Genomic DNA, 26910 nt, shown 5'->3' on the forward strand with positions numbered 1-26910 from the left:
GGAATGTGAATTTCGGTTTAACTTTGGAACACCCAAAATGCAGCTAAAAACATTGCGAAAATGGTGTGAAATTTAGGGCTAATCTACGTCAGCCCCTAAAATAAACACTTGAGTCAGCTAGGATTTTCGCCTATTATGCGCACGACATTTTTAGGAGCGAAAACCAATGACAGAACAAACCTTTATCCCCGGCAAAGATGCAGCATTAGAAGACAGTATCGCCAAATTTAAACAAAAATTGACCGCACTTGGCTTTCATATTGAAGAAGCCTCTTGGTTAAATCCTGTGCCAAATGTGTGGTCGGTGCATGTTCGTGATAAAGATTGCCCACAATGCTTTGCAAACGGTAAAGGCGCAAGCCAAAAAGCGGCGCTTGCTTCGGCATTGGGCGAATATTTTGAGCGTCTTTCTACCAACTATTTCTTTGCGGATTATTATTTAGGTCAACAAATTGCCAACGGCGATTTTGTGCATTATCCCACTGAAAAATGGTTCCCGATTGAAGATGACGCAATGTTGCCTGAAGGCATTTTAGACGATTATTTATTGGGCTATTTTGATCCCGAGGGGGAATTAACCCCAGAACTTTTGGTGGATTTGCAATCGGGCAATTATGATCGCGGCATTGTGGCGATGCCTTATATTCGCCAACGTGATCAGCAAACGGTGTATATTCCACAAAGTATTATCGCTAATCTTTACGTTTCTAACGGAATGTCTGCGGGCAACACTAAAAATGAAGCGCGTGTGCAAGGTTTGTCGGAAGTGTTTGAGCGTTATGTAAAAAATAAAATTATCGCCGAAGCCATTAGCCTGCCACGTATTCCTGATGATGTGATCGCGCAATATCCGACCATTCAAGCGTCCATTCAAAAATTGGAAGATGAGGGTTTTCCAATTTTGGCTTATGACGCATCGCTGGGCGGCAAATACCCTGTGATTTGTGTGATTTTGCTTAATCCAAATAACGGCACTTGTTTTGCCTCTTTCGGTGCGCACCCTAATTTCCAAGTGGCATTTGAGCGCACGGTTACCGAGCTTTTGCAAGGTCGCAGTTTGAAAGATTTAGACGTTTTCACGCCGCCGTCATTTAACAATGATGATGTGGCTGAACACGCCAACCTTGAAACCCATTTTATTGATTCAAGCGGTTTAATTTCTTGGGATTTATTCAAGCAAGACGCAGATTATGATTTTGTACATTGGGATTTTTCAGGCACTACGCAGGAAGAATATAACAATCTAATGGCGATCTTTAATGCTGAGGGTAAAGAAGTTTACATTATGGATTATAACCATTTAGATGTTTATGCTTGCCGCATTATTGTGCCGTCAATGTCAGATATTTACCCTGCCGATGATTTAATTTATGCAAACAACAATATGGGAATGGATTGGCGTGAAATTTTGTTAGATTTACCGCACTTCCACCACGCTGAAGACACCTATCAAGAATTGCTCGATGAATTAGACGATCAAGGCATTGATGATGCGACTCGTGTGCGTGAATTTATCGGCATTGTGCCGCCTGCAAAATCGGGCTGGGTAACATTGCGTATCGGCGAATTGAAATCAATGCTCTACCTTGCCTTAGGCGATTTAGAATTAGCATTGGATTGGGCAAACTGGACATATAATATGAACAGCTCGGTGTTCACAGCAGAACGCGCCAATTATTATCGCTGTTTAATCAGTTCCATCGAATTATTCTTAGATGAAAATCGCGATCCTGCGCAATATCGTATGGTCTTTGAGAAAATGTACGGTAAAAGTGCGGTCGAATTTGCTTGGAATGCGGTGCAAGGTGGCAATCCATTCTATGATTTATTGGCGGATGATGAAAATTTACAGAAATTTACCGCTCATCAGAAATTGCTCGCCGCCTATGAAAAACTGCAAAAAGCAAAACGTGAGAATTGGAAATAACCGCTCAATCAACGCACGTGAAAACGTGCGTTATTTTTAATTTTAAGGAAAGTCTATGGCTTTTAGCTCTTTATTTACGCTGTTGGACGACATCGCGGCGGTATTAGATGATGTCTCGCTGATGACAAAAGTCGCCACAAAAAAAACCGTTGGCGTGCTAAGCGATGATTTAGCATTAAACGCCAACAAAGTAAGCGGCAAAGACATTCGCCCTGAACAAGAATTGCCCATTGTTTGGGCAGTGGCAAAAGGCTCAATTTGGAATAAAGTGATTTTAATTCCGCTCGCTTTGTTACTGTCTGTTTATCTGCCAGCCGCTATCAATGTTTTATTAATCATTGGCGGGGCTTATTTGTGTTTTGAGGGCGCAGAGAAACTGCTCGAAAAATTTCTACACAAAAACGAACCGCACTTGCCAGATGCTCATTTAAGCGAGCATTTAAATGAAGATCACGCGCCCAAAGTCGAAAGCGAAAAAGAAAAAATTTACGGCGCGATTCGCACTGACTTTATTTTGTCCACGGAAATTATCATTATTGCGCTAGGCTCAATACAAGAAGCGGATACGCTAACCCGCGTATTAACGCTTTGTACGGTGGGATTGGGCATTACGATTTTTGTTTATGGGCTTGTGGCGTTAATTGTGAAATTAGACGACATCGGCTTATGGATGATGAAGAAAAGATCGGCACTTTCGCAGCAAATCGGGCGATTATTGCTGATTATTATGCCTTGGTTTATGAAATCTCTTTCTGTTATCGGCACAATCGCGATGTTCTTAGTTGGCGGCGGCATTTTTGTGCATTATCTGCCTGCGGTCCATCATTTTGTTGCGAGCCTTAATATTCCAAGTGCGGTCAGTTTTTTAGCAAATTTTGCGGTGGGATTGGTGCTAGGAATGGCATTATGTTTAATCATTCTGCCGATGATGAAATTAGTGAAAAGGTAAAAATGAATGATGAATAATCTTGAACTTGAACAAATTCTTAATCAAAAACTAAACAGCCAGGCGATTAGTGATTATGCGCCGAATGGCTTGCAAGTGGAGGGTAAAGCGGAAATCCAAAAGATCATCACGGGGGTTACTGCTACACAGGCATTAATTGATGCAGCGGTGGCGAAACAAGCCGATGCCATTTTAGTTCATCACGGCTATTTTTGGAAAAGTGAAAACCCTTGTATTCGTGGAATGAAAGGCAAACGCATTAAAACTTTGCTAGTCAATGATATTAATTTATATGGCTATCATTTGCCTGTTGATGTTCACTCTGAATTAGGCAACAACGCCCAGCTCGCGCATTTGCTCGGCATCGCAAATCTGCAACCGTTGGAAGATTCGCCGCATAGCATTCCGATGTTTGGCGAACTGTCTGAAGCCATTTCGGTGAATCATTTTGCCACGCGCATTGAGCAAGTGCTACAACGCAAACCGACAGTATGTGATGCATCAGAATTTAGCCAAAACGCACCGCACTTGATCCGCAAAGTTGGCATTTGCACGGGGGGCGGACAGGGCTATATTGATCTTGCAGCGCAAATGGGCTGCGATGCGTTTATCAGCGGCGAAATTTCTGAGCAGACTACCCATTCCGCTCGTGAACAGGGCATTCATTATTTTGCCTGCGGACATCACGCCACCGAGCGTTACGGCATTAAAGCCTTAGGGGAATGGCTGGCACAGCAATATGGTTTCAATGTGGAATTTGTGGATATTGATAATCCTGCCTAAACTGCCCTAAACCCAGCCCTAAGCCAGCCCTAAACTCGGCTAAAGTGCGGTCAAAAAAGTAAAAGTTTTTAATGACGAATAGCGATTATCGCTATCAATATTTCGATATATATTTGGCGCGGAAATAAAGAGAAAACACATCAGCTTTGTCAAGCAAACAAATTTCCTTTATACTACGCGCGATTTTTCAACAACCAAATAGGATTTCAATATGGGTTTCTTAACAGGTAAACGAATTTTAGTGACAGGTCTTGCTAGCAACCGTTCAATCGCATACGGTATCGCAAAAGCCTTAAAAGCACAGGGCGCAGAATTAGCCTTTACCTATCTCAACGATAAATTACAACCGCGTGTAGAAGAATTTGCTAAAGAATTTGGCTCAGAGATCGTGCTTCCATTAGATGTTGCCACCGATGAATCGATCCAAAACTGCTTTGCGGATTTGAATAAAGTATGGGATAAATTCGATGGTTTTGTTCACGCCATTGCGTTTGCACCGGGTGATCAATTAGACGGTGATTATGTGAACGCAGCTACTCGTGAAGGCTATCGCATTGCGCACGACATTAGTGCTTATAGCTTTGTGGCAATGGCACAGGCTGCGCGTCCATTCTTAAACGAAAATGCATCATTATTAACCCTTTCATACTTAGGGGCTGAGCGTGCAATTCCTAACTACAATGTGATGTGTTTAGCCAAGGCTTCTCTTGAAGCAGCAACTCGTGTAATGGCTGCGGATTTAGGCAAAGATGGCATTCGTGTCAACGCAATCTCTGCAGGCCCTATCCGCACGTTAGCGGCATCTGGCATTAAAAACTTCAAAAAAATGCTTTCTGCATTTGAGAAAACCGCTGCATTACGCCGTACAGTAACCATTGACGATGTGGGCAACTCTGCTGCATTCTTATGTTCTGATTTAGCATCTGGCGTAACAGGCGAAATCTTACACGTTGATGCAGGTTTCAGCATTACTGCAATGGGCGAGTTAGGCGAAGAATAATTCGTTCCATAACCAAAACAAACGGGCGCTTATTTAGCGTCCGTTTTTATTTGCGCTTATCATTTCCTTGCTGTGAGCAAACAGACGCAGGCAATAAAATTCTTCTTTGCTAAAAAGCTTAAAAATATCCCCTGCTAATCCAATGACTTTCTAGCCTAAATCCACTATAATTCGCAAAATTCATATAGTGCAAAATTCCTATTATGCAATAACTCTAGGGTGCAATGTGTTGCGCCTTTTATTTTTCAAGCGAAGAAATTATGTTCCAAAACAACCCTTTACTATCTCAACTTAAACAACAAATCCGTGATAGCAAGCCGCACGTGGAAGGCGTGGTGAAAGCGTCAGATAAAGCCTTTGGCTTTTTAGAAACCGACAAAGAAAGTTACTTTATTGCGCCGCCAGATATGAAAAAAGTGATGCACGGCGATAAAATCAAAGCGGTGATTGAAGAAGCGAACGGCAAAAAACAAGCTGTGCCTGAAGAGCTGATCGAGCCAATGCTCACCCGTTTTATTGCCAAAGTGCGGTTTAATAAAGACAAGAAATTGCAAGTGTTAGTGGATCACCCAAACATTAATCAGCCGATTGGCGCAAATCAGCTGAAATCCGTGAAAGAAGAATTGCAAGAGGGCGATTGGGTGGTAGCCACTTTAAAAACGCACCCTTTACGTGATGATCGTTTTTTATTTGCCAATATTCAGAGCTTGATTTGTCGCAAAGATGATGAATTTGCCCCTTGGTGGGTCACGTTGGCGCGCCACGAACAATCTCGCTATCCAGTGCAAGGGCAAGCGAGCTATGAAATGTTGGATACACAAACTCGCGAAGATTTGACCGCACTTCATTTTGTCACCATTGATAGCGAAAGCACGCAAGATATGGACGATGCCTTATTCATCGAGAAAATCGAAGAAAATGGCGTACAAACAGGTTGGCGTTTAGTGGTGGCGATTGCTGATCCTACCGCTTATATCGCCCTTGATTCGCAAATTGAGAAAGATGCTCGACAACGCTGTTTTACCAATTATTTGCCGGGCTTTAATATCCCAATGTTGCCACGGGAACTGTCTGATGATCTCTGCTCTTTAGTGCCAAATGAATCGCGCCCCGCCCTTGTTTGCTATATCGAAACCGATATGCAAGGAGAAATCACGAATAAACCGCGTTTTTTGTCGGCGACGGTGCAATCCAAAGCAAAACTCGCCTACAATTGGGTTTCAGATTATTTAGAACAGCAAGAAAATGCTTGGCAGCCAGAAACCGCAGAAATTGCGGAACAAGTCCACAATTTACATCAATTTGCCTTGGCGCGTATTCAATGGCGCAAAACTCACGGGTTATTATTTAAAGAAAAACCTGATTACAGCTTTGTATTGGCAGAAAATGGCCACGTACAAGAGATTAAAGCGGAACATCGCCGCATAGCCAATCAAATGATCGAAGAATCAATGATTATCGCCAATATTTGCTGCGCCCATTATCTCGATGAACAGGCGAAAACAGGGATTTTTAACACCCACAAGGGCTTTGATAGCAAGTTTTTGACGAATGCGCATAACTTTTTAATGGCGAATTTCGCCAATGATGAAAACCGCGCTGAACTCGAACAAGGCTATGGGGTAGACAACCTATCGACCTTAACCGGTTATTGCCAAATGCGCCATGATATTGAGCCTTATGAAGGGGATTATTATGAATTGCGGTTGCGCCGATTCTTAACCTTTGCGGAATTTAAATCCGAGCTTGCACCCCACTTTGGCTTAGGATTAACAGGCTATGCTACTTGGACTTCGCCAATTCGTAAATATTCAGATATGGTGAATCATCGCTTAATCAAAGCGACACTCGCCAATCAGCCTTGCGAAAAACCTGCTGATGAAATTTTAGTGCGCTTACAAGAAGCACGCCGCCAAAATCGTCTTGTTGAACGTGATATTGCAGACTGGTTATATTGCCGTTATTTGGCGGAAAAAGTCAGTGAAAAACCTGAATTTGATGCCGAAGTGCAAGATGTGATGCGTGGCGGTATGCGTGTACAACTCATTGAAAATGGGGCGAGTGTGTTTATCCCTGCTTCTACTATTCATCCGAATAAAGACGAAATGGAAGTGAACAATGATGAACTTGCGCTTTATATTAATGGCGAGCGCAAATATAAAATCGGCGATATTGTGAAAGTGCAACTCATTGAAGTGAAAGAAGAAACACGCAGTTTAATTGGTAATTTAATTAGTTAATAAGCTAATTCCCCAAAACATTAATAGTAAAACCAGTCAGTAATGCTGACTGGTTTTTATTATGCGCAGTATTTGCGCTAGCTATTTTCAAAGATCATTCAAATAACGGCTTCCTGCTTAATCCGTCAGTTATGCATTTTCATTGGTGCTAAGCCCTTTATAAAGTCGCCCATAAAAGCATAATGAAAAATAACAGCGATACCGCAAACTCAATAAGCCCAACCTGTTTCACCGTCAATTTATAGCGCCGCAACAAAATTGCTCGCAGAAATGCTGGCACAAAGGTCAGCGATAAGGCATATTGTTGGCATAGAATAAACCCAAAAACACAAAATCCGTGCAAGCCAATAGATGCCCAATAATAACGGGGATTTTTGCGCTCTCGCATCATCGACTTCACATATAGCGTAGTGCCGATAAAAAATAAACTGGGATACAAGGCAACCTGCCATATTTTGCTATCAAAGGTGGCGGCAGAAAAATAATAGGCGCCCATTCCTGCTAGGGCAAAAATCGCAATGCCAGCTAAATCATTACACAAAGCGCGCTCATTTTTGCTTCGGGTGTAATAAATTGCCACAAAGATTAAAGGCAACATCGCCAAACCAAACCCTACTACCTGCCAATGATAATACAAAACTGGCACAGAAAAGACCACACTTGCGAGCGCATAAATGCCGCTCCAGCGCACATATTCTTGTTTGTCCTTAATTTGGGGCTTAAATAAATTCAGAAAAGGATAGGTCATTAAATATAAAGAAAACCACGCCAACAGCAGAAACAAATGCGCCCAAACAGGCTGAGCGAGCAACATTCCATAGAAAAATGGCAGCAGAGCCATTACAATGGCACCATGTTGGTTTGAAATCAGTAATTTCATCGGCAAATCCTTTTTGTGAAAGGCTTCATTGTATTTAATCGACAAAATTAGTCAATTTTATGGAGAAAAAAATGGCAAATATTCAACGTTTTCATGTAAGTAATCGCTATTGCGAAGTGGCAATTCATAACAATGTCGCCTATTTTGCAGGGCAAGTGCCTGAAAATAGTGAAAATGGCACGGCTTTTGAGCAAACCCAAGATGTTTTAAATTTAATTGATCACTTATTAGCGGAAATTGGCTCACATAAAAGCCAAATTTTGTCGGCGCAGATATTTCTCGCCGATATGCAAGATTATGCGGAGATGAACCGCGCTTGGGACGCTTGGGTGGACAGTTCTCATCCCCCTTGCCGCGCCTGTGTAGAAGCCAAATTAGCCTTGCCAAAATGGAAAGTGGAAATTGTAATTACCGCTGCGGTGGGGTAAATTCTAGTTTCACCCATAAAGGGTTATGATCGGAGCTTTGCACTTGCACGGTTTCAGCTTGTTTTACCGTCAAGCCACGCACAAAAATATGATCCAACAGTTGCCCCCAAAAGCGTAACCGTTGATCATTGGCAAACGCCACTTCGTGCAAGCCTTGTTCCGCAGCAAGTGAACGAATCAAGGCTAAGCGTTCTTTATTCCACGAATTAAAATCTCCCGCCAAAATGACCGCACTTTTATGCTCTGCAATGCGTTCCATCATCGTGGTAAGCTGTTTGCGATACTGTTGTGGCGTCCATTCAAAATTCACCAAATGCACATTCACCACCAGCAACGATTCGCCATTCGCTAAAGGGAAACGTAAGGCACTAGCAACTTTTGGAATGCGTAGCCAAGGCTCTTCGCCTGTTGCCGCGCAATACATATCGGGATTGAATTTTGCGAAAGTTTGCACTCCCGATGCTATATTTTTATAGGCAAAACCCGCGGCGAAAAGTGCGGTCGGAAATTGCGAAGAATATTGCTGATTTAAATTTTGTGCTTCGCTCGCTTCTTGCAATAACATAAAATCAGCGCGCTGAGCAAAATGCGCCAGATCTTGCTGCCAGCCCCGATCCGCGCCTTTATGCATATTCCACACCAACACATTCAGATCCGTTGCAGATAAGGGCGAAACAGGGCGAGTGGCTTCATCACAAAAGGCATTTTTCGGCTGATAAGTTTGAATGGGAGAAGTGTTTAACACCACCAATGGCGGGTGATAGATGCGCAAGTTAAAGGCGACATAGCCAACAGCGGCTGCGGCAAACACACAAAGTGCGGTCAAAATTTTTGTTATTTTTTTCATCAGCATTTTCTTCCCTTGACATCTTCCCTTAGCGCAAGGGTAATGTTAGACAGGACGAATACTATCCATATCTAATTTGGCATCGAAAGCCTGTTGTAACAATTGGAGTTGCTTGTCTTGCAGCAAATCTGTACGCGCTTTTTCGCTAAGTTCTTGATAAATTTGACGGCGATAATCCAACGGCGTTAGCAAACTTTCATCATCATTTAATTCAATCGCCACCGTGGTCGGCTGTTGATAATAGGCGGTTAATTTTTCTTGCAACACTTCAATGGATTTTTCACGAATTAAATGCTGTTGATTAGAACGCAAGCCCAATTGAAGCTGCTGATTTTTATGGCTTAGCACCACGGAATTTAGCGCAATTTGTTTGACTAATTTGAGATTATCCAAATCCAAGGCTTCAATAATTTTCGCCCATTCATCACGTTCTGTTGAAATATTGATAACTTTGGCAACCAACTCTGGGGTCTTTTCTTGCAAGATCGCTTTTTTAATATCGGAGGGGCGAATGCTGATTTCTGTTTCGGCAAGCTCTGGATTGCTCCATTCCCACTGATAATTTTCTGATGAATGATCTTCGGTGTCGTCATCGGTATTCTCATTGCCGTCATTATCATCTAGCGTTTGTGCAGAAGACGCAGGAAGATTATTATTCGATGAAGGATTATTTGATAACGCCACCAAACGTTCAATTAAATCGGTTTGCCCTTTGCTTTTCGGACGCACAGAAACTATGGGCAGCTCTTTTAATTTTGGCGCCGTATTTTCGCTTAGGTTAGTGTTTTTTTTTTCGCCCGTGGTGGAAGCTGATTGACCTAGCGTTGCTCGCAAACGCTCAATTTGTTCTATGGCATCAAGCGCGGCATTGCCTGTGGATTGTGGGGTTGTTGTCGTAGCTGTCGCAGTTGCCGTCATAGCAGTGGCAGGGTGTTCATTCCCTTTATGCTCAACATTATTCGCAACATTTGTGACAACGGGAGACTGTTTCTGTGCTTTATATTGCGCACCAATCGCTTGCGAATACACGGGCATTTGCACAAAATCTTCCGATTTTTTCACCGCACTTTGCGCCGACTGCGCTGATGTAGATTGAACAGCCTTAGCTTGCGATGCCATTAATTTAGGGTGAAACGCCAAAGCACGCAATAAGGTCATTTCCGCACCAACACGACGATTGGGCGCAAAAGCTAATTCTTTTCGACCGACTAACAGCGTTTGATAGAAAAATTGCACATCTTCAGGGGAAATATGGCGCGCCAAGAAAGCTAATTGACTTTCATCATCGGTAGGATTCGGCAACAGCTGTAACATCGCAATTTGATGCAAGCACTCGCCAATTTCCACTAATAATTCATCCCAATCCGCCCCTTTATCGGCAACCGACTGCACAATTTGCATTAGCTTTTCGCCATTGCCTTGTTGCAAAGCATAAAGAATATCAATAGCTTGATTGTCATCTAATAAACCAAGCATCGTTGCCACCACATCAGTGGTAATATTGGCATTGGACATCGCAATAGCTTGATCCGTTAGGCTTAAACTATCACGAATACTGCCCTGCGCGGCTTTCGCTAGTTTATCAAGTGCGGTCGGTTCAAAGGGAATTTTTTCTTGTTGCAGAATATAAGCAAGATGATGACTAATTGCTTTTGTATCTAACGCTTTCAGATGAAACTGCATACAACGCGATAGAATTGTAATCGGCAATTTTTGCGGATCTGTGGTCGCTAGTAGGAATTTGACATATTCTGGCGGCTCTTCTAGGGTTTTTAGCAAAGCATTGAAAGAATGGCGTGACAACATATGCACTTCATCGATCAGATAAACTTTGTAACGCCCTTGGACAGGTTTATATTGCACGTTGTCGAGCAATTCGCGCGTGTCTTCAACTTTAGTGCGTGAAGCGGCATCAATTTCAATTAAATCAATGAAATTGCCCTCTTCAATGGCTTTACAATGCTCACATTCGCCACAAGGCTCTGCGGTGATCCCCTGTTCACAGTTCAATCCTTTGGCAAACAAACGTGCAATAGAAGTTTTCCCCACGCCACGAGTGCCAGAAAAAAGATAGGCGTGATGCAAACGGTTTTCCCGCAAACCATTAGAAAGTGCGGTCAGAATATGCTCCTGACCAACCACTTGGCTAAAATTTTGTGGTCGCCATTTTCTCGCTAAAACTTGATAACTCACGCCCTGTTTCCCTATGAAGTATTATGAATTAGTGTCCTTCAAAATCCACTAAAGTAAATGGTTCTACACCTAATTGGCGCAAACGTTGTTCGCCGCCCAAATCTGGCAAGCTAATCACAAAAGCGGCGTGTTCAACTTTTCCGCCTAAACGTTGTACCAATTTCACACAGGCTTCCACAGTGCCGCCTGTTGCTAATAAATCATCAATAATCAAGACGTTATCTCCTGCTTGCACAGCATCGGCATGAATCTCTAAAGTATCTTCACCATATTCCAATTGGTAATTTTGTGAAATCACCGCACGGGGTAATTTACCCGGTTTGCGCACTAAAATAAAAGGTAAACCTAATGCCACCGCCACAGGCGCGCCAAAGATAAATCCGCGGGATTCTGTACCAATAATTTTCGTTATCCCTTTATTTTTGAATTGATCCGCAATCAGTTTTACTGTGGCAGAAAAAGCCGCCGGCACTTCAGTTAAACTGGTAATGTCGCGGAATAAAATCCCTTCTTTCGGGTAGTTAGGAATAGATTTAATGGAAGATTTGATTAATTGTAATTGTTCGTTCATATTTTTATTAAAGTGCGGTTAAAACTAAGAGAGATTCATTATAAATCGACCCGTTAATGTAAAGAAATTTCACTGCTTTTGCAAGCGATTAGACGCAAATCGCTCTAATATTTCCGCTATCTCTCACCTGTTTATTTCTTAAATAATGCCAAAGGTTTTTCGTCGAATGATTAACGCTTGTATTTGGCGGATAAATATTCCTTTTCAGGAAAAAACAAATGCATCGCCTTCAAAAAGTGCGGTCAAATTTTTCACAGTTTTTTACTGTTGATAAATATCCTGCCCATCTTTGCGAGTTTTTAATAATTTTAAAATCCACACATATTGTTCGGGCGTTGGGGTAACAAAGCTTTCAATTTCTTCGTTCATTGCGCGAGCTGATTGCACGGGATCATCGCTTAAATTCATTGGTGGATGAATTTCCATTTCGTATTTGCCACGACTTGCGTTATAACGCGGGAACATTGGGATCACGACTGCTTTCGCCAATTTTGCCATTTTATTTAGCCCGGGTAAGGTGGCTTTGTAAGTGGCGAAAAAATCCACAAATTCACTGGCTTCGGCGCCATAATCTTCATCGGGCAAATAATACCCCATTTCGCCTTTTTTCACCGTGGCTAAAAAAGGCTTAATCCCATTTTGGCGCGCGTGCATTTTGCCGCCAAAACGCTGGCGGGTGAGCGTCCAAAGCCAATCCACCAATGGATTTCGATGAGGATTATACATTGAAGTCATCGGCATTCCGTGGGTATGCAAAATAATCCCCGAAGCATCAATCGCCCAGCCATGGGGCACCATGAGAATAATATTTTTCCCTTGGGCTTTGGCTTGTTTAATATGCTCAATGCCAATAAACTCACTGCGCTGTTGCAAATGATGCCTGGAACGTACCGCAATTTCGCCAATGCCTAGCATCACTTGAGTAACTGTGACAAACATTTCATCAATGACTTTTTCACGCTGTTCATCGCGCCATTGTGGAAAGCAATATTGCAAATTCACGCGCGCTTTATGGCGCTGCGTTTTTGCTTTTCGTCCAATCATCACACCCAATTTTGCCGCAAGTTTGTCGCGTAAACGAAATGGTACAAAAGCAAGGATCAATAATGCCAATATGCCGAGCCATACTCCCCAATATTTGGGCAATAAATACGACCATGAAAAATGTGGTTCATAACCTACACGTGCAGTTAAACGCAAATTTTGTTGTCCTTCTATTAACTAAACCAACCTTGGTCATACGCCATTTTGGCGGTCATAATAAATGACATAATCACGACCATTGGGCGAATAAGAGTTTTGCCCTTGCTTAACACCATTTTCGCCCCTAAATTCGCTCCGATAAATTGTCCAATCATCATTGCGATGCCCACACTCCATAACATTTGTCCGCCGATAAAAAAGAAAATGAAAGAGGCGATATTTGAAGTGAAATTTAATACTTTTGCATGCGCGGTGGCTTTGGCGAGATTAAAACCGAGCAAAGTCACAAAAGCAAGGCTAAATAATGAGCCTGTTCCGGGGCCAAAAAAGCCGTCATAAAAGCCGATGCCAAATCCCGCAGTAAAAGCAAAAGCAGCATAAGACAAGCGTTGTTGGCGATCACTATTGCCTAGCGTTGGGGTAAATAAAAAATACAAACCAATCATTAGCACAAGAAAGGGAATGGCTTTTTTAATCACGCTGCTATCGGTAATTTGTACTAAAATCGCCCCCACGGTTGCGCCAATAAAAGTCATCAGAATGAGTAGCCAGACTTCTTTTAAATTGACGGCTCTTTGACGAATAAAATATAAACTGGCGGAAAAAGAGCCACCACAAGCCTGAAGTTTGTTGGTGCCGAGTGCTAATGCAGGTGGCATTCCTGTCATCAATAATGCAGGAATGGTAATTAAACCGCCACCACCAGCAATGGCATCAATAAAACCGGCAATAAACGCAACGCCTGCCAACAAGGCGATCAATTCTATGCTAATCTCCACCGCACTTTCCTTATTTTAATCATTCGTTTCGCAATTTAACGCTCGCTTCGATACGTTAATCATTCACTTCGTTATTTTAATATTTTAATCATTCACTTCGCTATTTTAGCCATTCACTTCGTTGCGGTGAGGATAAAATTTGCTGACATAAAAAAGGTTCTGGTGGTGGCGCTTTTTTCACTGTGGTTGCGCTCGGTGCTTTCGGTTCAAACCATGAATATAATTCTGCGCCACAGCCATCGCCTGCTGGCACGGGTGCTTGATTTTCACAATGTAACGCATTTTTAGGGCAAACTAAGCGCACATGAAAATGGCTGTCATGCCCCCACCACGGGCGAATTTTTCGTAGCCATGAACGATCACTATGTTCGCTTTGGCATAATTTCACTTTAATCGCAGGGTTGACAAAGATACGCGCCACCTGTTCATCTTGCGCGGCGAGCTTGATTAAATTGAAATGGTTGTTCGTCCATACATTATCATCGACACGTTGGGCTGCGCGATTGACCACCAATAAGCCTTTGCCATCAGAATTCAACGCATCTTGATCTGACATCGCCCCCATTCGTAGCCAAATATCCGCATCTAGCCCCATTTGATGGCTGGCGTGACCTGTTGAAAAACGCCCGCCTGCTGGCATTGCAATATCACCGACTAACATCGTTGGCATACCCGCATTTTTTACTTTTTCGCCTAAACGCTGCAAATAGCTAATCATTTCGCTATGCCCGTAATAACGGTTGCGGTTTAAGCGGATAACTTGGTAGCCTTCCCCTTTCGGCGGCAAGGCTTTTGCGCCAATAATACAGCCATTCGCATAAGAACCAATCGGGTCGGATTCCCCATTATTGCTCGGAATCGGGCGTTTAATGGCTTGCCAATCTGCTGGCGATGCCAATACCGTAGACGCACTAAAAAGTGCGGTCAAAATTAAAACTTTTTTGAATAAATTGTTCATATCATTTAAGTTCTTTCATTTAAGTTCTTTATTGTTGCGAGCGAGATTTTCGTTCAGCCATAAATTGTGTTAGCTGCCGCTGGCTCAGTTTTCTACTACTGACATTGAGCAAACAACTGCGCCAATCGGAAGTTTATGCCTAGAATTAAACATTCAATTCAATCACATCTGAGTGCAAAACTTTTCAATTTTTGACCGCACTTTTACGCCGTTAGCGACATTGTGCTTTATGGCGTAACAGATGATCCAATAATACAATCGCCATCATCGCTTCGGCAATGGGCACCGCACGAATACCCACGCAGGGATCGTGGCGGCCTTTGGTAATTAACTCCACTGGCTCATTATTGAGATTTACCGTATGCCCTGGGATTGTGATGCTAGACGTGGGTTTTAGTGCAATGGTGGCAATAATCGGTTGCCCATTACTGATCCCCCCTAAAATACCACCCGCGTGATTAGAGAGAAAGCCTGTTGGTGTCATTTCATCACGATGTTCGGTGCCTTTTTGCGCAACCACATCAAAGCCATCGCCAATTTCTACGGCTTTGACCGCATTAATGCTCATTAACCCATGGGCAAGATCGGCATCCAAACGATCAAATACTGGCTCGCCTAAACCCACAGGTACATTTTCAGCCACCACGGTTAATTTCGCACCAATGGAATTACCTTCTTTTTTCAGCGCTCGGATCAATTCATCGAATTTTTTCACCGCACTTTGGTCAGGGCTGAAAAAAGGATTGCTATTTACTTGTTGCCAATCAATTTTGCTTAAATCGGCAACGGTTTTAGGATCAATTTTAATCTCGCCAATTTGGGATAAATAACCTCTCACTTCAATGCCAAATTGTTCGCGCAAATATTTTTTGGCGATTGCCCCTGCGGCAACACGCATAGCCGTTTCTCGTGCAGAAGAACGACCCCCGCCACGATAATCACGAATGCCATATTTTTGTTGATAGGTAAAATCCGCGTGGCCTGGACGATATTTATCCATAATGTCGCCATAATCTTTTGAGCGTTGATCGGCATTTTTTATCAGCAAGCCAATACTGGTGCCTGTTGTTTTTCCTTCAAACACGCCAGATAAAATCTGCACTTCATCATTTTCTCTGCGCGGCGTAGTAAATTGCGAAGTACCCGGTTTGCGGCGATCCAAATCAGGTTGTATATCTGCTTCCGTCAATGCCATATTCGGTGGCACGCCATCTACGATACAACCCAATGCGATACCGTGCGACTCGCCAAATGTGGTTACGCGAAATAGCTCTCCAATACTGTTGCCTGCCATATTAATTTCCTACTTTTAATTGTTCTGGACTAATTTTTAGTTCTTCTTGTGTTGTTGGATTTTTGATAAAAACATCTAATTGATTAAATGCAATTTCAATATTATTTTCGGCAAATAATTGATTAATTCGGCGATTTAAAAAATCCAAGGCTGGGTTGCGATCGCCCACTTTGCCTACATAAACACGCAATTCATGATCTAATGTACTCGCCCCAAAGGTTAAGAAATAGACGATTGGCGCAGGATCTTTCAATACACGATCACATTCATTTGCTGCTTGATAAAGCAATTTTTTCACTAAATCTAAATCTGAACCGTATGCCACGCCAACTTGCGCAATAACACGGGTTACGGAATCGGATAATGCCCAGTTCACTAATCGTTCTGTCACGAAAGATTTATTCGGCACGATCACTTCTTTTCCGTCAAAATCCACTAGCGTTGTTGCCCGAATACGGATTTTTGACACCGTGCCGCTAAATTCGCCAAGGGTAATAATATCGCCGATACGCACTGGGCGTTCAAATAAGATAATAATGCCAGACACAAAGTTAGCAAAGATTTCTTGCATACCGAAACCCAGCCCCACAGAAAGCGCGGCGAATAGCCATTGCAATTTAGACCAAGACATTCCCAATGCCCCAAAGGCTAAAGATGCGCCAAGGGCGATAATGCAATAAGTGAGTAAGGTAGTAATGGTGTATGGTGTGCCTTGCGACAGCTTCACATTTGAGAACAATACCACTTCGAGCACACCTGCAATATTGCGCACCAATACATAGGTTACCATTAAAATGACAATCGCAATCAGCAAATTGAGTAAGGTTACCGATTCCATCACCGTACCTGCAGCGGTATCCACATGTTGTTGCCACAAGGTGACGCCGTCAAGATAACCTGCCACTGCCAATAAATCAGCCCATACATAATATAAAATACCAAATAGACCAATCCAAAGCACAAAATCCACCATGCGTAGCACTTGTTCTTTCACATCGCTAATCGCCATAGAATCACTTTGTTGCTGTAATTCTTGGGTCATTTCATCCGCACTTTGTTCTTCGCCGCTGGCTTTTGCCGACTCTATTTTGGCTAATAATTGCTCACGTTTTTCTCGTAAGCGTTTGGCTGCTAAACGGCGAGCCGAAACTTCAAATCCGCGATAAACTAAGGCACGAATGATTAACCAAGTCGTCACGGCAAAATAGGTAGAAACAAAATGTTCAATCAATATTAACGAGGTGTAATAATAACCGCAGGCAATTAATATGATTAAAACAATCGGCACAAGTAATAATGTGAAGCGTAATAGACTCAATGCCAAGCTGCTTTTCTTCGCCACGCTTTCGTATTTTTCAATGGCTTTGCGCATTTCTGGCGTGACCATAAAGATCATTAATAGCAATACGCTGACAGAAAGCAACTCGCCGACCATATCATAAGCCACGCCAGTTTCTAGCCCCGTGAAAATAGAAGTGTTCAGCAGCAGCCCCATAATCCAAGCGGATTTTTTCAGAATACGGCGGAAGTTTTCATTACTTTCTTTTGGCATTTTAAAATGGCGATAGCCAATGCCGTTAGGGCGCAACATGGCTAGCATAAAAGCAAAATACCACCAATAACCCGCCATTTTTAATCCCCAGCTCCACTCGGGTTCTGGATTTTGAAAACAGACATAAGTCACACCGATAAACACCATCAAAAACATAAAGGTGCTTGGCAAACATAGGATTAATGTCCAGAAAATAGCTGCTGGCGTATGCCAATGGCTTTCTGTCTCCAAGGTGCGCATTTGGTTATTAATGGTCGTTAACCGTTGTTTAATATCTTCTTTGTGGTGAGAAATAAACCAAGTTAATAGCAGTAAAACAAAAATAAATAACCCAGCTTGCCCAATATTGTCTTGCCAATTTGAAAAATCAAACACGTTACCAATGGTTCGCAACTGCCAACTTAAACGGCCAGGCAATTCTTTAAACCATTTTAGATTAATTTCATCATTGCTTTTCACCCAGAAACTTTGTTGCTGTAATTTGCTTTGTAAAGAATCACTAATGGTTTGTACTTGTTGCTGATTTAACTCAATATTAATCGCCAAATTAAGCTGATTATTCATAGTTTTCAGAAAATCAGTCAACATTTTGCTGCGTTCTTGCAAGATCGTAGATAATTGCGAACGTTCTTTATCACTAAAAGTGATTTTGTCAGTTTTCTCCAAATTAGCGATATAATCATCAATATTCGTTAACTTATATTTAAATTCAGTAATATCAAAAATTCGCACGCGAAGATCTGAAATCTGTTTAGATAAACCTTTCACCATTTCATCTTCAGGCAATGATTGTTTTTGCTTGTTGATAATGCGAGAAAGCACAAGTGTCCCTTGCAGAGAGCTGATCTGCTCTTCAATGGTGCGCTGTGTTTGTTGCAAGTTATCTAACACATTTTTAATGCGCAAATTATCTTGCGACATGGAATTTAATTCCGTAGTTTGTTCCACCAAACCTTGGGAAATACGCGTATTCAATTCCAATTCGCGTTGAATGGTTGGGTTTGTCGAATTCGTATTTTGTTGGTTCTCCGTGGCTTGTTTAGCTAAATTCTGACTTTCTGCTAAATTTTTATTGTTAATAACGGTTTGTAATCCCGTTAATTCTTGTTGTAGCTGTTGTTGCGCTAAGTTTTTCTCGTCCACTTGGCTAGTATAAAGTGCCAACAATTCTTCATTGCCAGAAAGCGCTAATTGGTTGTAATCATTATTTGCCGCTAAATATTCTTGCTCCACTTCTAATTTTAATTTTAAAGAAGGCTCAATATTCACCGCTGCCAATGCAGTATTAATTTCTTGGTTACGAGAAGCATTGGTGAGCAATGTATTCTGAACACGTTCAGATACGGTTTTTTGGCTGGATAATTCAGAACTCAGCGTGGTCAAACTTTCTTGTGTTTCTGCCAATGATTGCTGAACATTCGCCAATTCCGTTTTTAAGTCAGCAATCGATAATTTATTTAAATCAGCCTGTACTTGTTCTGCTGTTTTTGCATCGGCTTTTAAACGCTCAAGGTTGGCTTGGCTTGCTTTTAATTTTGCGGGCGCGCTGTCAATAATCTTGCGTAAATTCGCTGTTTCTGTTTTTTGCTTATCTAACTTATCTAATAAAGCCAAAACATCTTCATAATTTTTCGCAATGGCTTTATTGGCATCCGTTTGTTCAGCCTTGTTAATTTGGTCTAATTGAGCTTGCACCGTTTTGGCGGAAGGGAGATCCGCAGCAAAAACAGCGCCAGAGAGGGCAAAAAGCAAACTAAATAACAAAAATATTGTGCGCATAATTACTTTCCTAAATACTGTGTTAATTGTTGTTTTAATTCGTTTCGTGAAATTTTGATATTCCCTTGCGTATGAGTTGGCAAAGGGAAATACGCCACGGGTTGTTTAAATTTTTCCAATTTATCCGCCAGCCAAATTTTCAAATTATTGACCGCACTTTCAAACTGCGATTGGTTAAATTGAATCATGGCGACTGGACGCTGCCCAAATTCTTTATCGGGCGTTGGCAACACAAAAACTTGTTTCACCCATTCATGTTGTGCCAACAGTTTTTCGATCTCTTCTGGTTGAATATTTTCGCCACCAGAAATAAACATATTATCAGCACGCCCTAAAATATGCAGGTTTTCGCCGTCCCAATGCCCAAGATCTTTGGTGTGAAACCAACCATCTTGCTGAGTTAATGGAACTAATCGCTGTTGCAGCCAATAACCACTGGCAAGCCCTGCCCCGCGTAAACAAATTTCATTCTGCTCAATTTTAAATTCACGCCCCAACAAAGGTTGCCCAACGCCTGCTTTGCCATCGCATTGTTTAGCAAATACCGTTGATGCCATTTCTGTCATCCCATAACCTGCGTAAGCCGCGATGCCAAGTGCAGTCAATTTTTCGGTTAATTCCACAGCAATATGCGCACCACCGAGCAAAATTGCTTGCGTTTTGACCGCACTTTGCGGCGAATTTTCTATAAAATCAAGTAACCGTTGCGCCTGAGTTGGCACCAAGGATAAATGGGTGGCTTGCAATGCATCAGCATAAAAATTTTCACTCGGCAAGCGCAATTCCGCACCCTGAGCCAACCAACGCCAAACAATGCCTTGCCCAGAAACATGATACAAAGGCAAGGACAATAACCATGAATGCTCTGCTTGAAAGTGCATAAGCTGGCATACACCTTGCGCATTAGCCAAGTGTGCGCTGATATGATGCACCACCGCTTTTGGCAAACCTGATGAGCCTGAGGTCAAAATTAATGTGCGTGCCGACTGCAAGGCTTGCACGGCGGATAAAGATTGAGAAGTTTTTCTTTCCTGTTCTTGGCAAGGATAAAATTGAACATTCTGATCCGCACATTCAATCAATAATTGCACTTGATTGGCTTGGCAAAGTGCGGTGATTTTTTCTGCCGAAAAAGCAGGATTAAGCCCTAAAACTGCCGCGCCACTTTGTAATACGGCGCAATAAAACGCGAAATAATGGAAATTATTTTTGCCCTTTAAGGCAACAATAGAGGATGAATCAATATGATATTGTTGCAACTGCTGTGCATAATCTGAGATGACTTGCGCTAATTCAGCCCAAGTAAAAACAGCGCCCTGCGAATAATCTCGCAAGGCGATGTGATTAGGTTTAGAGTACGCAAATTGCTGCCAAGGAAACATATTAATTCGTGACAAAATAAGCGCGCACTTCGTCAATTAAACTTTCAGGCAAATGCATTTCACGCATCACGCCGTCAAGCATAATCATTTTGCGATCGCTATTGTTATTCGTAATCACCCAATAAGGCGTATCTGGAATTTGTTTTGGTCTAGTGTGATTCCCCGATGCCAATAATGTGGCTTCATCACGGGCAAAATACACACGCGTTCTACCCTGCACTTGCTCACGCTCAATGGCAACGGAAAAACTTTCTGGATTGGTGCGATAAAGTGCGGTCAAAATAGTCAAAAATCTGACCACAGCTTTTGTTTCTTCTTGGAAAGAAGGTGAAGCCAAAACCTGTTGAACTTTTTCCGTTAATTTTTGGATCGCTTGTTCTGGTTGTTTTTTAGAGAGCGGTTTGTGTGGCTCAACAATATGATCAGATACATTCTCAGAAACGCTTTCAGTTTTGACCGCACTTTCTTTTGAAACAGGGGTTGCCTGCTGCGAATTTGATTCGGTTTCAGCTGCGGAAAAATCAAGCGCAGTAGTACTTACGCTTGAGGACGATAAATTTAATAAGCGACGTAAAATATCTGATGCACTTTCCCCAATAGATTGAGTTTGGCTTGCAATAAATTGATACAGCTCTTCATCAACTTCAATAATTTTCATTTGGTCACCGTTTTCCGCTTGATCTGCAAAAATATTTTCCGCATTATACTGATTCTTTTATGAATATGCTATTAAAAAATACAGTTAAACTATGCTTCTCAATTATCAATTAACCCAATCAGAACAAGCCCAAAACCGCCCTACGCTGGTGTTTTTACATGGGCTATTTGGTGATCTCAATAATCTTGGTATCATCGCCCGCGCTTTTAGTGAAAATTACGATATTTTACGCGTTGATTTACGCAACCATGGGCAAAGTTTTCATTCAGATGAAATGAATTATAGCCTGATGGCGCAAGATATATTAACCCTATTAGAAAGCCTAGCGATTGATAATGCCATTCTCATTGGGCATTCAATGGGGGGTAAAACTACAATGGCAGCCGCAGCGTTACGCCCTGATCTGATCCGCAAATTAGTGGTGATCGATATTGCGCCAGTCAACTATAACGCCATGCGTAACAATAATGAACATGCCCAAGAGTTTGCTGCATTATATGCGGTGAAAAATGCAGATGCCAGCACAAGACAGCAAGCCAAACCGATTTTGGAAGATTACATTCAACAACCGGCAACGGTACAATTTCTATTAAAAGCGTTTGATGCGGATAAGCCAGATAAAACTCGCTTTAATTTGACCGCACTTGAACGTAATTACCAAAAGATTATGGATTGGACACCTGTTTTTTATGACAACCCTACATTATTTATTAAAGGCGGACTGTCAGACTACATTTTAGCCAGCTACACTGACCTCATCTTGGCACAATTTCCTAAGGCGACTTCGTTCACCATAAATGGCGCGCATCACTGGGTTCACGCGGAAAAACCTGAGTTCGTTGTGCGGGCAATTACAAGGTTTCTTCAATCAAATTAATCAAATTTTAATAGTTTAAATTGCTAGGGAAGTGTGCTATATTTTCCGCGAACTTCTCATTTTGGAAAATCATTCTCATCTTGATAATGGTTTGCAACAAAGCATTCAGTGAATTAAAATGGCAAAGCAAGATTCAGATTGTATTACCTTAGATCTTTTTGCTGATGAACGTCGCGTTGGGCGGCCAAGAACGAATCCACTGAGCCGAGACCAACAAATTCGCGTCAACAAACGTAATCAACTGCGCCGTGATCGTGCCTGTGGGTTAAAACGTATTGAGTTAAAATTACACGCAAATTTAGTTCAACAATTAGAAGATCGCGCGGCAGCAGAAAATATCAGTCGCGCAGAATTAATCGAAAGCATTTTACAAAATTATTTAAATATTCAAGGAAAATAACAAAATGGCTATTGTGGGTTTATTTTACGGCAGCGATACAGGCAATACTGAAAACATCGCAAAAATGATCCAAAAACAATTAGGAAATGAACTGGTTGATATTCGCGACATCGCAAAAAGCACAAAAGAAGATATCGAGAACTACGACTTTTTATTATTCGGCATCCCAACTTGGTACTACGGCGAAGCACAAGCGGACTGGGACGATTTTTTCCCAACCCTTGAAAGCATTGATTTTACCGATAAATTAGTAGCTATTTTCGGTTGCGGCGATCAAGAAGACTACGCTGATTATTTTTGTGATGCAATGGGTACTGTGCGCGATATTGTTGAGCCACATGGTGCAATTATTGTGGGTCATACCTCGACAGAAGGTTATACTTTTGAAGAATCAAAAGCCTTAGTGGATGACAATACATTCGTAGGCTTGTGTATCGATGAAGATCGTCAGCCTGAACTGACTTCAGCGCGTGTTGAGAACTGGGTAAAACAAATTTATGATGAAATGTGTTTGAGCGAACTTGCATAAGGAGCCAAAAATGTCTGAAGAAAACATCAAATTATTGAAAAAAGCGGGGTTAAAAATTACTGAACCACGTCTTACTATTTTGGCATTAATGCAAGAACACAAAATCCAGCACTTTTCTGCTGAGGATCTCTACAAACTATTACTAGAAAAAGGCGAAGAAATTGGCTTAGCAACGGTTTATCGTGTGTTAAACCAATTCGATGAAGCGAATATCTTAACGCGTCATAACTTTGAAGGTAACAAATCTGTTTTTGAATTGGCGCCCGCTGAGCATCATGATCATATTATTTGTGTGGATTGTGGCAAGGTGTTTGAATTCAATGACAAAGTGATTGAAGAACGTCAAAAAGAAATCAGTAAAGAACATGGCATTCAATTAGAAACGCATAGCTTGTATTTATACGGCAAATGTTCTGATATTGATAAATGTGAAAAATAATCTCATCGAATCTCTCCTTGGGGGGCTAATCAGTTTTTTATGATAGCCCCTTTTTTTAACCAATTTTCCACTAACACAAAACATTAACAACGCATGAAATATCTCTGGGCGATTACTGGTTTTATCTTCTTAAGTATTGGCGTATTGGGCATTATTCTTCCAGGCATGCCTGGTACGCCATTTCTTCTTGTCGCATTGTATTGTTTCTCACGCAGTTCAGAACGCTTGCATCAGTGGTTTCTGCAAACAGAGATTTACCAAAATCATCTCAAAGACTTTCACCAAAAACGGGCATTAACCAAAAAAGCAAAATATTGGATCCTAACCATCGCCACGCTCACTTTGGCAATTGGCTTTTATTTCACGCCCTCCGTTACAGGCAAGATCATTATTCTCACTGTACTTGCCGTGAAATACTGGTTCTTTTTCTTTTGGATTAAAAATAGCGAAGATCTTAACTAGCCTTTGTTATCACTCATAATCCGCCAAGCAATATTTTCCTTCACTTTATATCGCCACGAATGTCAGCGCCCAAATGGGAAATTGAACATTGAAGCGCAACAAAAGCAATAAAAGACAATAAAAGTGCGGTCAATTTTCTCAAAGTTTTTTTGATTCGTTAATGTTGATTTTTTAAGGTATGGCGATATTTCAGATGAACCGTAACAAAAATCGCCATCGCCAAAATACCAATCGCTGCGCCTACAAAACCGATATTAGCGAGTCCTAAATGTTGCATCACTTGATTGCCAATAAGCGCGCCACCGCCGATACCGATATTATAAATGCCAGAGAAAATCGCCGTTGCCACGTCTGTGGCATCTGGAGCAAGCTGTAACACGCGCATTTGTAAGCCCAATGTCATCGCAGAAATACCAATGCCCCACATAAAAATTAAGGCAAATATGGCAAGATTGTGATCGCTGATAAGGTAAAGACTGAACAACGAACAACTGATAATGCCCATTGCTGTCGTGATAAATTTAGCGGGGAAGAAACGATAAATACGTCCAAATAAGAAACTGGCAACAAAACCCGCCAGCCCAAAGATCAATAAAATCGCCGTTGCCGTATTATCAGACATTAAACTAATTTTCGTCACAAAAGGTTCAATATAGCTATACGCGGTAAAATGAGCAGAAACCATCACCATAGTGACCACATACACACCGATTAATAATGGACGTTTGGCTAAAATCGGCAAGCTACTCAGTGAACCCGCATTTTTGCTTGGCAAGTAAGGCAATAATTTCGCCAAAATCAGCATTACCACAAAAGCGGCAATGGCAATGACGGCAAAGGTTGCTCGCCAACCTAGCCATTGCCCGATAATGCGACCTAGCGGCAATCCTAGCACCATTGCCATTGCTGATCCCATTGCGATCATACCTAAAGCTTGCGTTTGTTTACCTTTCGGGGCAACGCGCATCGCAAGCGAAGCAGTAATCGCCCAAAAGATTGCATGAGCAAAGGCGACACCCATACGAGAAATGAGTAACACCCAATAATTCCAAGCAAAAACCGATAACAAATGGCTTGCGACAAATAGCACAAATAATTTGAGCAATAAACTACGGCGTTCGAGCGGAGCGGTTGCCAGCATAAGGGGCAAAGACATCAGGGAAACAATCCAAGCATAGACTGTAATCATTAACCCCACTTGCGGCACTTCCATGGCAAAGCCTTTGGCAATATCGGACAATAATGCGACGGGGACAAACTCTGTGGTATTAAAAATAAAAGCAGCAAATGCCATTGCCACGACTCGAAAATAAGCAAGCCGTTCGACTTTCTTGTGATTGATCATTATTTTAATTTCTCTTTCAGAAAATTCTTTAATTGATCGCGAAAAGTGCGGTCAAATTTCACTTGATATTGTGGCGATTGGCAATCACCAAAGAAATGAATAGGCAACTTCAGATTTTTATAACGCGGATTATTCAAGGCTAATAATGTTTGAAAATCGCAATGCCCTGCTTTTAGCTCAATCTCACCATCATTATGGGCAATAAAATATGGATGAAAAATATCCGCTTGATGCACTAATAGGCTTTCAGGCATCCAAGTGAAATCCATAACGACTTTATCAAAAGTAGTGCTTGCCAAGCTGGATTTTATGGTTTCTTCATCATAATTAACGGGCAAATACTGGCTAATTAACGCCAACAAATTCAAGCCACTAATCGTACCGTTTTCGATTTCAGCTTGAACCTCACCTTTCACAGGAACATAATTTTTAGCCCAAAGATGCGCATTCAAATCTGCATTTCCAAGAATAAGGGCGGGAATATTAAAGGCATTTAACCATTCTTTTGTGTTTAAGTTTTTGCCTGTGAGAAGAATTTCATTGTTCTCTCGTTGCGAATTTTCATTAAATTGAATATTTAGCTGCCCATTACCCGCACTTGCGATTTCAATCTGCCCTTGCCAAAATTTTGTTTGATTAAATTGCGCCGAAAGAGAAGATAAATCCAAACTGTCGTTGACTTGAATGTTCTCAAGCGATGCGGAAAATGAATGTTCTGGCGCAAAATCAATATTCCCTTTTGCTATTTTCAGCACAAGTTTATCCGTATTAAACAGGCGTTTTTGATGAAATTCCACACGCAATTCGGAGGGCGACAAAGCCATTGCCTTGTCACGCAATATTCCGTTTACATTCAAGGTAAATTGATCTTGTTCTGCATTCTCTGCGCGAAGAGAGAGAACGATATGGGGCGGCTCAGCTAATTCAAGTGGATTTCCCTTTTGATAAGCAGACAGCCATTTAGCAGTCGTGTCAAATGACAATGAATCAAGCTTTAATTCGCCATTCATCTTTTGAAAGATAGGTTCACCATTAGCCAAGAATTCACCGTTGACGATGACAATATCCTGTAAGCTCACCTTACCACGAAGCAAATCAAGCCACGGCAAATTAACGCGAATTTGCTCCGCGTTGATTACTTGGTTTTGCTGGCTCTCATATTGCACCGAGTCTAATGATATATTTGGCGATGGCAGCCAATTAATACTGGCGTGTCGTACCGATACGCCACTATTCGCCAAAAGTGCGGTCAAATTTTCTTCAATTTTGCCTTTCTGCACAACACCAAAAGCAAAAAAGGCCAGAGCTATCAAACTTAACCCCATGCCTATTTTTTTCATCATTTTATTTTCCATTTTAGAGCGAGCACAGCATGAAAGCATTCTCCAATTCTCTATTTGAGTATTTTCAGAGCAATTCAGCTTGAAACTGACACACA

General features: G+C 41.8%; 24 protein-coding genes and 1 pseudogene. 12 read left to right on the plus strand and 13 right to left on the minus strand.

Annotated elements, in window-relative coordinates:
- The 6 genes and pseudogenes from C8D76_RS08715 to rnb form a co-directional block, all read left to right on the plus strand.
- Nucleotides 1-76 (plus strand): annotated as a pseudogene (locus C8D76_RS08715) (IS1595 family transposase); the annotation flags it as partial.
- A gap of 90 nt (nucleotides 77-166) precedes the next feature.
- Entirely contained in the window at nucleotides 167-1927 is a 1761-nt protein-coding gene (ycaO, locus tag C8D76_RS08720; protein WP_116632398.1) for a 30S ribosomal protein S12 methylthiotransferase accessory factor YcaO, read from the plus strand.
- A 55-nt stretch (nucleotides 1928-1982) separates the two neighbouring features.
- Nucleotides 1983-2876, plus strand: coding sequence for a DUF808 domain-containing protein (locus tag C8D76_RS08725; RefSeq protein WP_116632399.1), 894 nt, complete (start codon nucleotides 1983-1985; stop codon nucleotides 2874-2876).
- Nucleotides 2877-2885: 9 nt separating this feature from the next.
- Nucleotides 2886-3656 (plus strand): Nif3-like dinuclear metal center hexameric protein, encoded by a 771-nt coding sequence (locus C8D76_RS08730; protein ID WP_116632433.1) that lies wholly within the window; start codon nucleotides 2886-2888, stop codon nucleotides 3654-3656.
- A gap of 211 nt (nucleotides 3657-3867) precedes the next feature.
- Complete coding sequence (locus C8D76_RS08735; protein ID WP_116632400.1) at nucleotides 3868-4656, plus strand: enoyl-ACP reductase FabI; 789 nt, start codon at nucleotides 3868-3870, stop codon at nucleotides 4654-4656.
- 260 nt (nucleotides 4657-4916) lie between these two features.
- Entirely contained in the window at nucleotides 4917-6896 is a 1980-nt protein-coding gene (gene rnb, locus C8D76_RS08740; RefSeq protein ID WP_116632401.1) for an exoribonuclease II, read from the plus strand.
- Between the two features lie 157 nt (nucleotides 6897-7053).
- On the opposite strand, the gene C8D76_RS08745 is transcribed toward rnb, so the two are convergent.
- Nucleotides 7054-7776 carry a YwiC-like family protein gene (locus tag C8D76_RS08745; RefSeq protein ID WP_116632402.1) on the minus strand — a complete coding sequence of 241 codons (723 nt, stop codon included), beginning with the start codon at nucleotides 7774-7776 and terminating at the stop codon, nucleotides 7054-7056.
- Between the two features lie 71 nt (nucleotides 7777-7847).
- Here C8D76_RS08745 and C8D76_RS08750 point away from each other — a divergent pair, with 71 nt between their 5' ends.
- On the plus strand, nucleotides 7848-8204 hold the full coding sequence (locus C8D76_RS08750; RefSeq protein ID WP_116632403.1) for a RidA family protein: 357 nt from the start codon (nucleotides 7848-7850) through the stop codon (nucleotides 8202-8204).
- Here the strand turns inward: C8D76_RS08750 and C8D76_RS08755 are convergent.
- From C8D76_RS08755 to seqA, 10 genes are all read right to left on the minus strand, one after another.
- Complete coding sequence (locus tag C8D76_RS08755) at nucleotides 8185-9051, minus strand: endonuclease/exonuclease/phosphatase family protein (protein WP_165814363.1); 867 nt, start codon at nucleotides 9049-9051, stop codon at nucleotides 8185-8187. The two genes, C8D76_RS08750 and C8D76_RS08755, sit on opposite strands and share 20 nt — an antisense overlap.
- A gap of 45 nt (nucleotides 9052-9096) precedes the next feature.
- The gene (dnaX, locus tag C8D76_RS08760; RefSeq protein WP_116632405.1) at nucleotides 9097-11244 is read right to left on the minus strand and encodes a DNA polymerase III subunit gamma/tau; all 2148 of its coding nucleotides are present in this window, start codon (nucleotides 11242-11244) and stop codon (nucleotides 9097-9099) included.
- A gap of 28 nt (nucleotides 11245-11272) precedes the next feature.
- A complete protein-coding gene (gene apt, locus C8D76_RS08765; protein ID WP_116632406.1) occupies nucleotides 11273-11815 on the minus strand; it encodes an adenine phosphoribosyltransferase in 543 nt (180 codons plus the stop codon).
- 261 nt (nucleotides 11816-12076) lie between these two features.
- Complete coding sequence (gene lpxM / locus C8D76_RS08770; protein WP_116632407.1) at nucleotides 12077-13033, minus strand: lauroyl-Kdo(2)-lipid IV(A) myristoyltransferase; 957 nt, start codon at nucleotides 13031-13033, stop codon at nucleotides 12077-12079.
- Nucleotides 13033-13797, minus strand: coding sequence for a TSUP family transporter (locus C8D76_RS08775; RefSeq protein WP_116632408.1), 765 nt, complete (start codon nucleotides 13795-13797; stop codon nucleotides 13033-13035). The genes lpxM and C8D76_RS08775 overlap by 1 nt, the downstream gene beginning before the upstream one ends.
- Before the next feature lie 100 nt (nucleotides 13798-13897).
- Complete coding sequence (gene mepA, locus C8D76_RS08780; RefSeq protein WP_116632409.1) at nucleotides 13898-14755, minus strand: penicillin-insensitive murein endopeptidase; 858 nt, start codon at nucleotides 14753-14755, stop codon at nucleotides 13898-13900.
- A 211-nt stretch (nucleotides 14756-14966) separates the two neighbouring features.
- Complete coding sequence (gene aroC, locus C8D76_RS08785; protein ID WP_116632410.1) at nucleotides 14967-16049, minus strand: chorismate synthase; 1083 nt, start codon at nucleotides 16047-16049, stop codon at nucleotides 14967-14969.
- A 1-nt stretch (nucleotide 16050) separates the two neighbouring features.
- Nucleotides 16051-19383 (minus strand): mechanosensitive channel MscK, encoded by a 3333-nt coding sequence (gene mscK / locus C8D76_RS08790; RefSeq protein ID WP_116632411.1) that lies wholly within the window; start codon nucleotides 19381-19383, stop codon nucleotides 16051-16053.
- Entirely contained in the window at nucleotides 19383-20762 is a 1380-nt protein-coding gene (menE, locus tag C8D76_RS08795) for an o-succinylbenzoate--CoA ligase (RefSeq protein ID WP_116632412.1), read from the minus strand. The genes mscK and menE overlap by 1 nt, the downstream gene beginning before the upstream one ends.
- A 1-nt stretch (nucleotide 20763) precedes the next feature.
- On the minus strand, nucleotides 20764-21420 hold the full coding sequence (gene seqA, locus C8D76_RS08800; protein ID WP_116632413.1) for a replication initiation negative regulator SeqA: 657 nt from the start codon (nucleotides 21418-21420) through the stop codon (nucleotides 20764-20766).
- Between the two features lie 91 nt (nucleotides 21421-21511).
- Between seqA and C8D76_RS08805 the strand changes: the two genes are divergently transcribed.
- The 5 genes from C8D76_RS08805 to C8D76_RS08825 all read left to right on the plus strand — a co-directional run bounded on the left by C8D76_RS08805 (nucleotide 21512) and on the right by C8D76_RS08825 (nucleotide 24127).
- Nucleotides 21512-22297: an alpha/beta fold hydrolase gene (locus C8D76_RS08805; protein WP_116632414.1), complete on the plus strand. Its 786-nt coding sequence runs from the start codon at nucleotides 21512-21514 to the stop codon at nucleotides 22295-22297.
- Between the two features lie 118 nt (nucleotides 22298-22415).
- The gene (gene ybfE, locus C8D76_RS08810) at nucleotides 22416-22697 is read left to right on the plus strand and encodes a LexA regulated protein (RefSeq protein WP_116632415.1); all 282 of its coding nucleotides are present in this window, start codon (nucleotides 22416-22418) and stop codon (nucleotides 22695-22697) included.
- A 4-nt stretch (nucleotides 22698-22701) separates the two neighbouring features.
- On the plus strand, nucleotides 22702-23226 hold the full coding sequence (gene fldA, locus C8D76_RS08815) for a flavodoxin FldA (RefSeq protein ID WP_116632416.1): 525 nt from the start codon (nucleotides 22702-22704) through the stop codon (nucleotides 23224-23226).
- A gap of 10 nt (nucleotides 23227-23236) precedes the next feature.
- A complete protein-coding gene (gene fur / locus C8D76_RS08820) occupies nucleotides 23237-23665 on the plus strand; it encodes a ferric iron uptake transcriptional regulator (RefSeq protein WP_116632417.1) in 429 nt (142 codons plus the stop codon).
- A 93-nt stretch (nucleotides 23666-23758) separates the two neighbouring features.
- Nucleotides 23759-24127, plus strand: a complete 369-nt coding sequence (locus tag C8D76_RS08825; protein WP_116632418.1) for a YbaN family protein — start codon at nucleotides 23759-23761, stop codon at nucleotides 24125-24127.
- 157 nt (nucleotides 24128-24284) lie between these two features.
- Here C8D76_RS08825 and C8D76_RS08830 read toward each other — a convergent pair whose 3' ends face one another.
- Both C8D76_RS08830 and C8D76_RS08835 read right to left on the minus strand, forming a co-directional pair.
- Complete coding sequence (locus C8D76_RS08830) at nucleotides 24285-25472, minus strand: sugar transporter (RefSeq protein ID WP_116632419.1); 1188 nt, start codon at nucleotides 25470-25472, stop codon at nucleotides 24285-24287.
- Nucleotides 25472-26815 (minus strand): AsmA family protein, encoded by a 1344-nt coding sequence (locus C8D76_RS08835; protein WP_116632420.1) that lies wholly within the window; start codon nucleotides 26813-26815, stop codon nucleotides 25472-25474. The genes C8D76_RS08830 and C8D76_RS08835 overlap by 1 nt, the downstream gene beginning before the upstream one ends.
- Between the last annotated feature and the right edge of the window lie 95 nt (nucleotides 26816-26910).

Source organism: Alitibacter langaaensis DSM 22999 (genome assembly GCF_003096995.1).
Taxonomy (GTDB): domain Bacteria; phylum Pseudomonadota; class Gammaproteobacteria; order Enterobacterales; family Pasteurellaceae; genus Exercitatus; species Exercitatus langaaensis.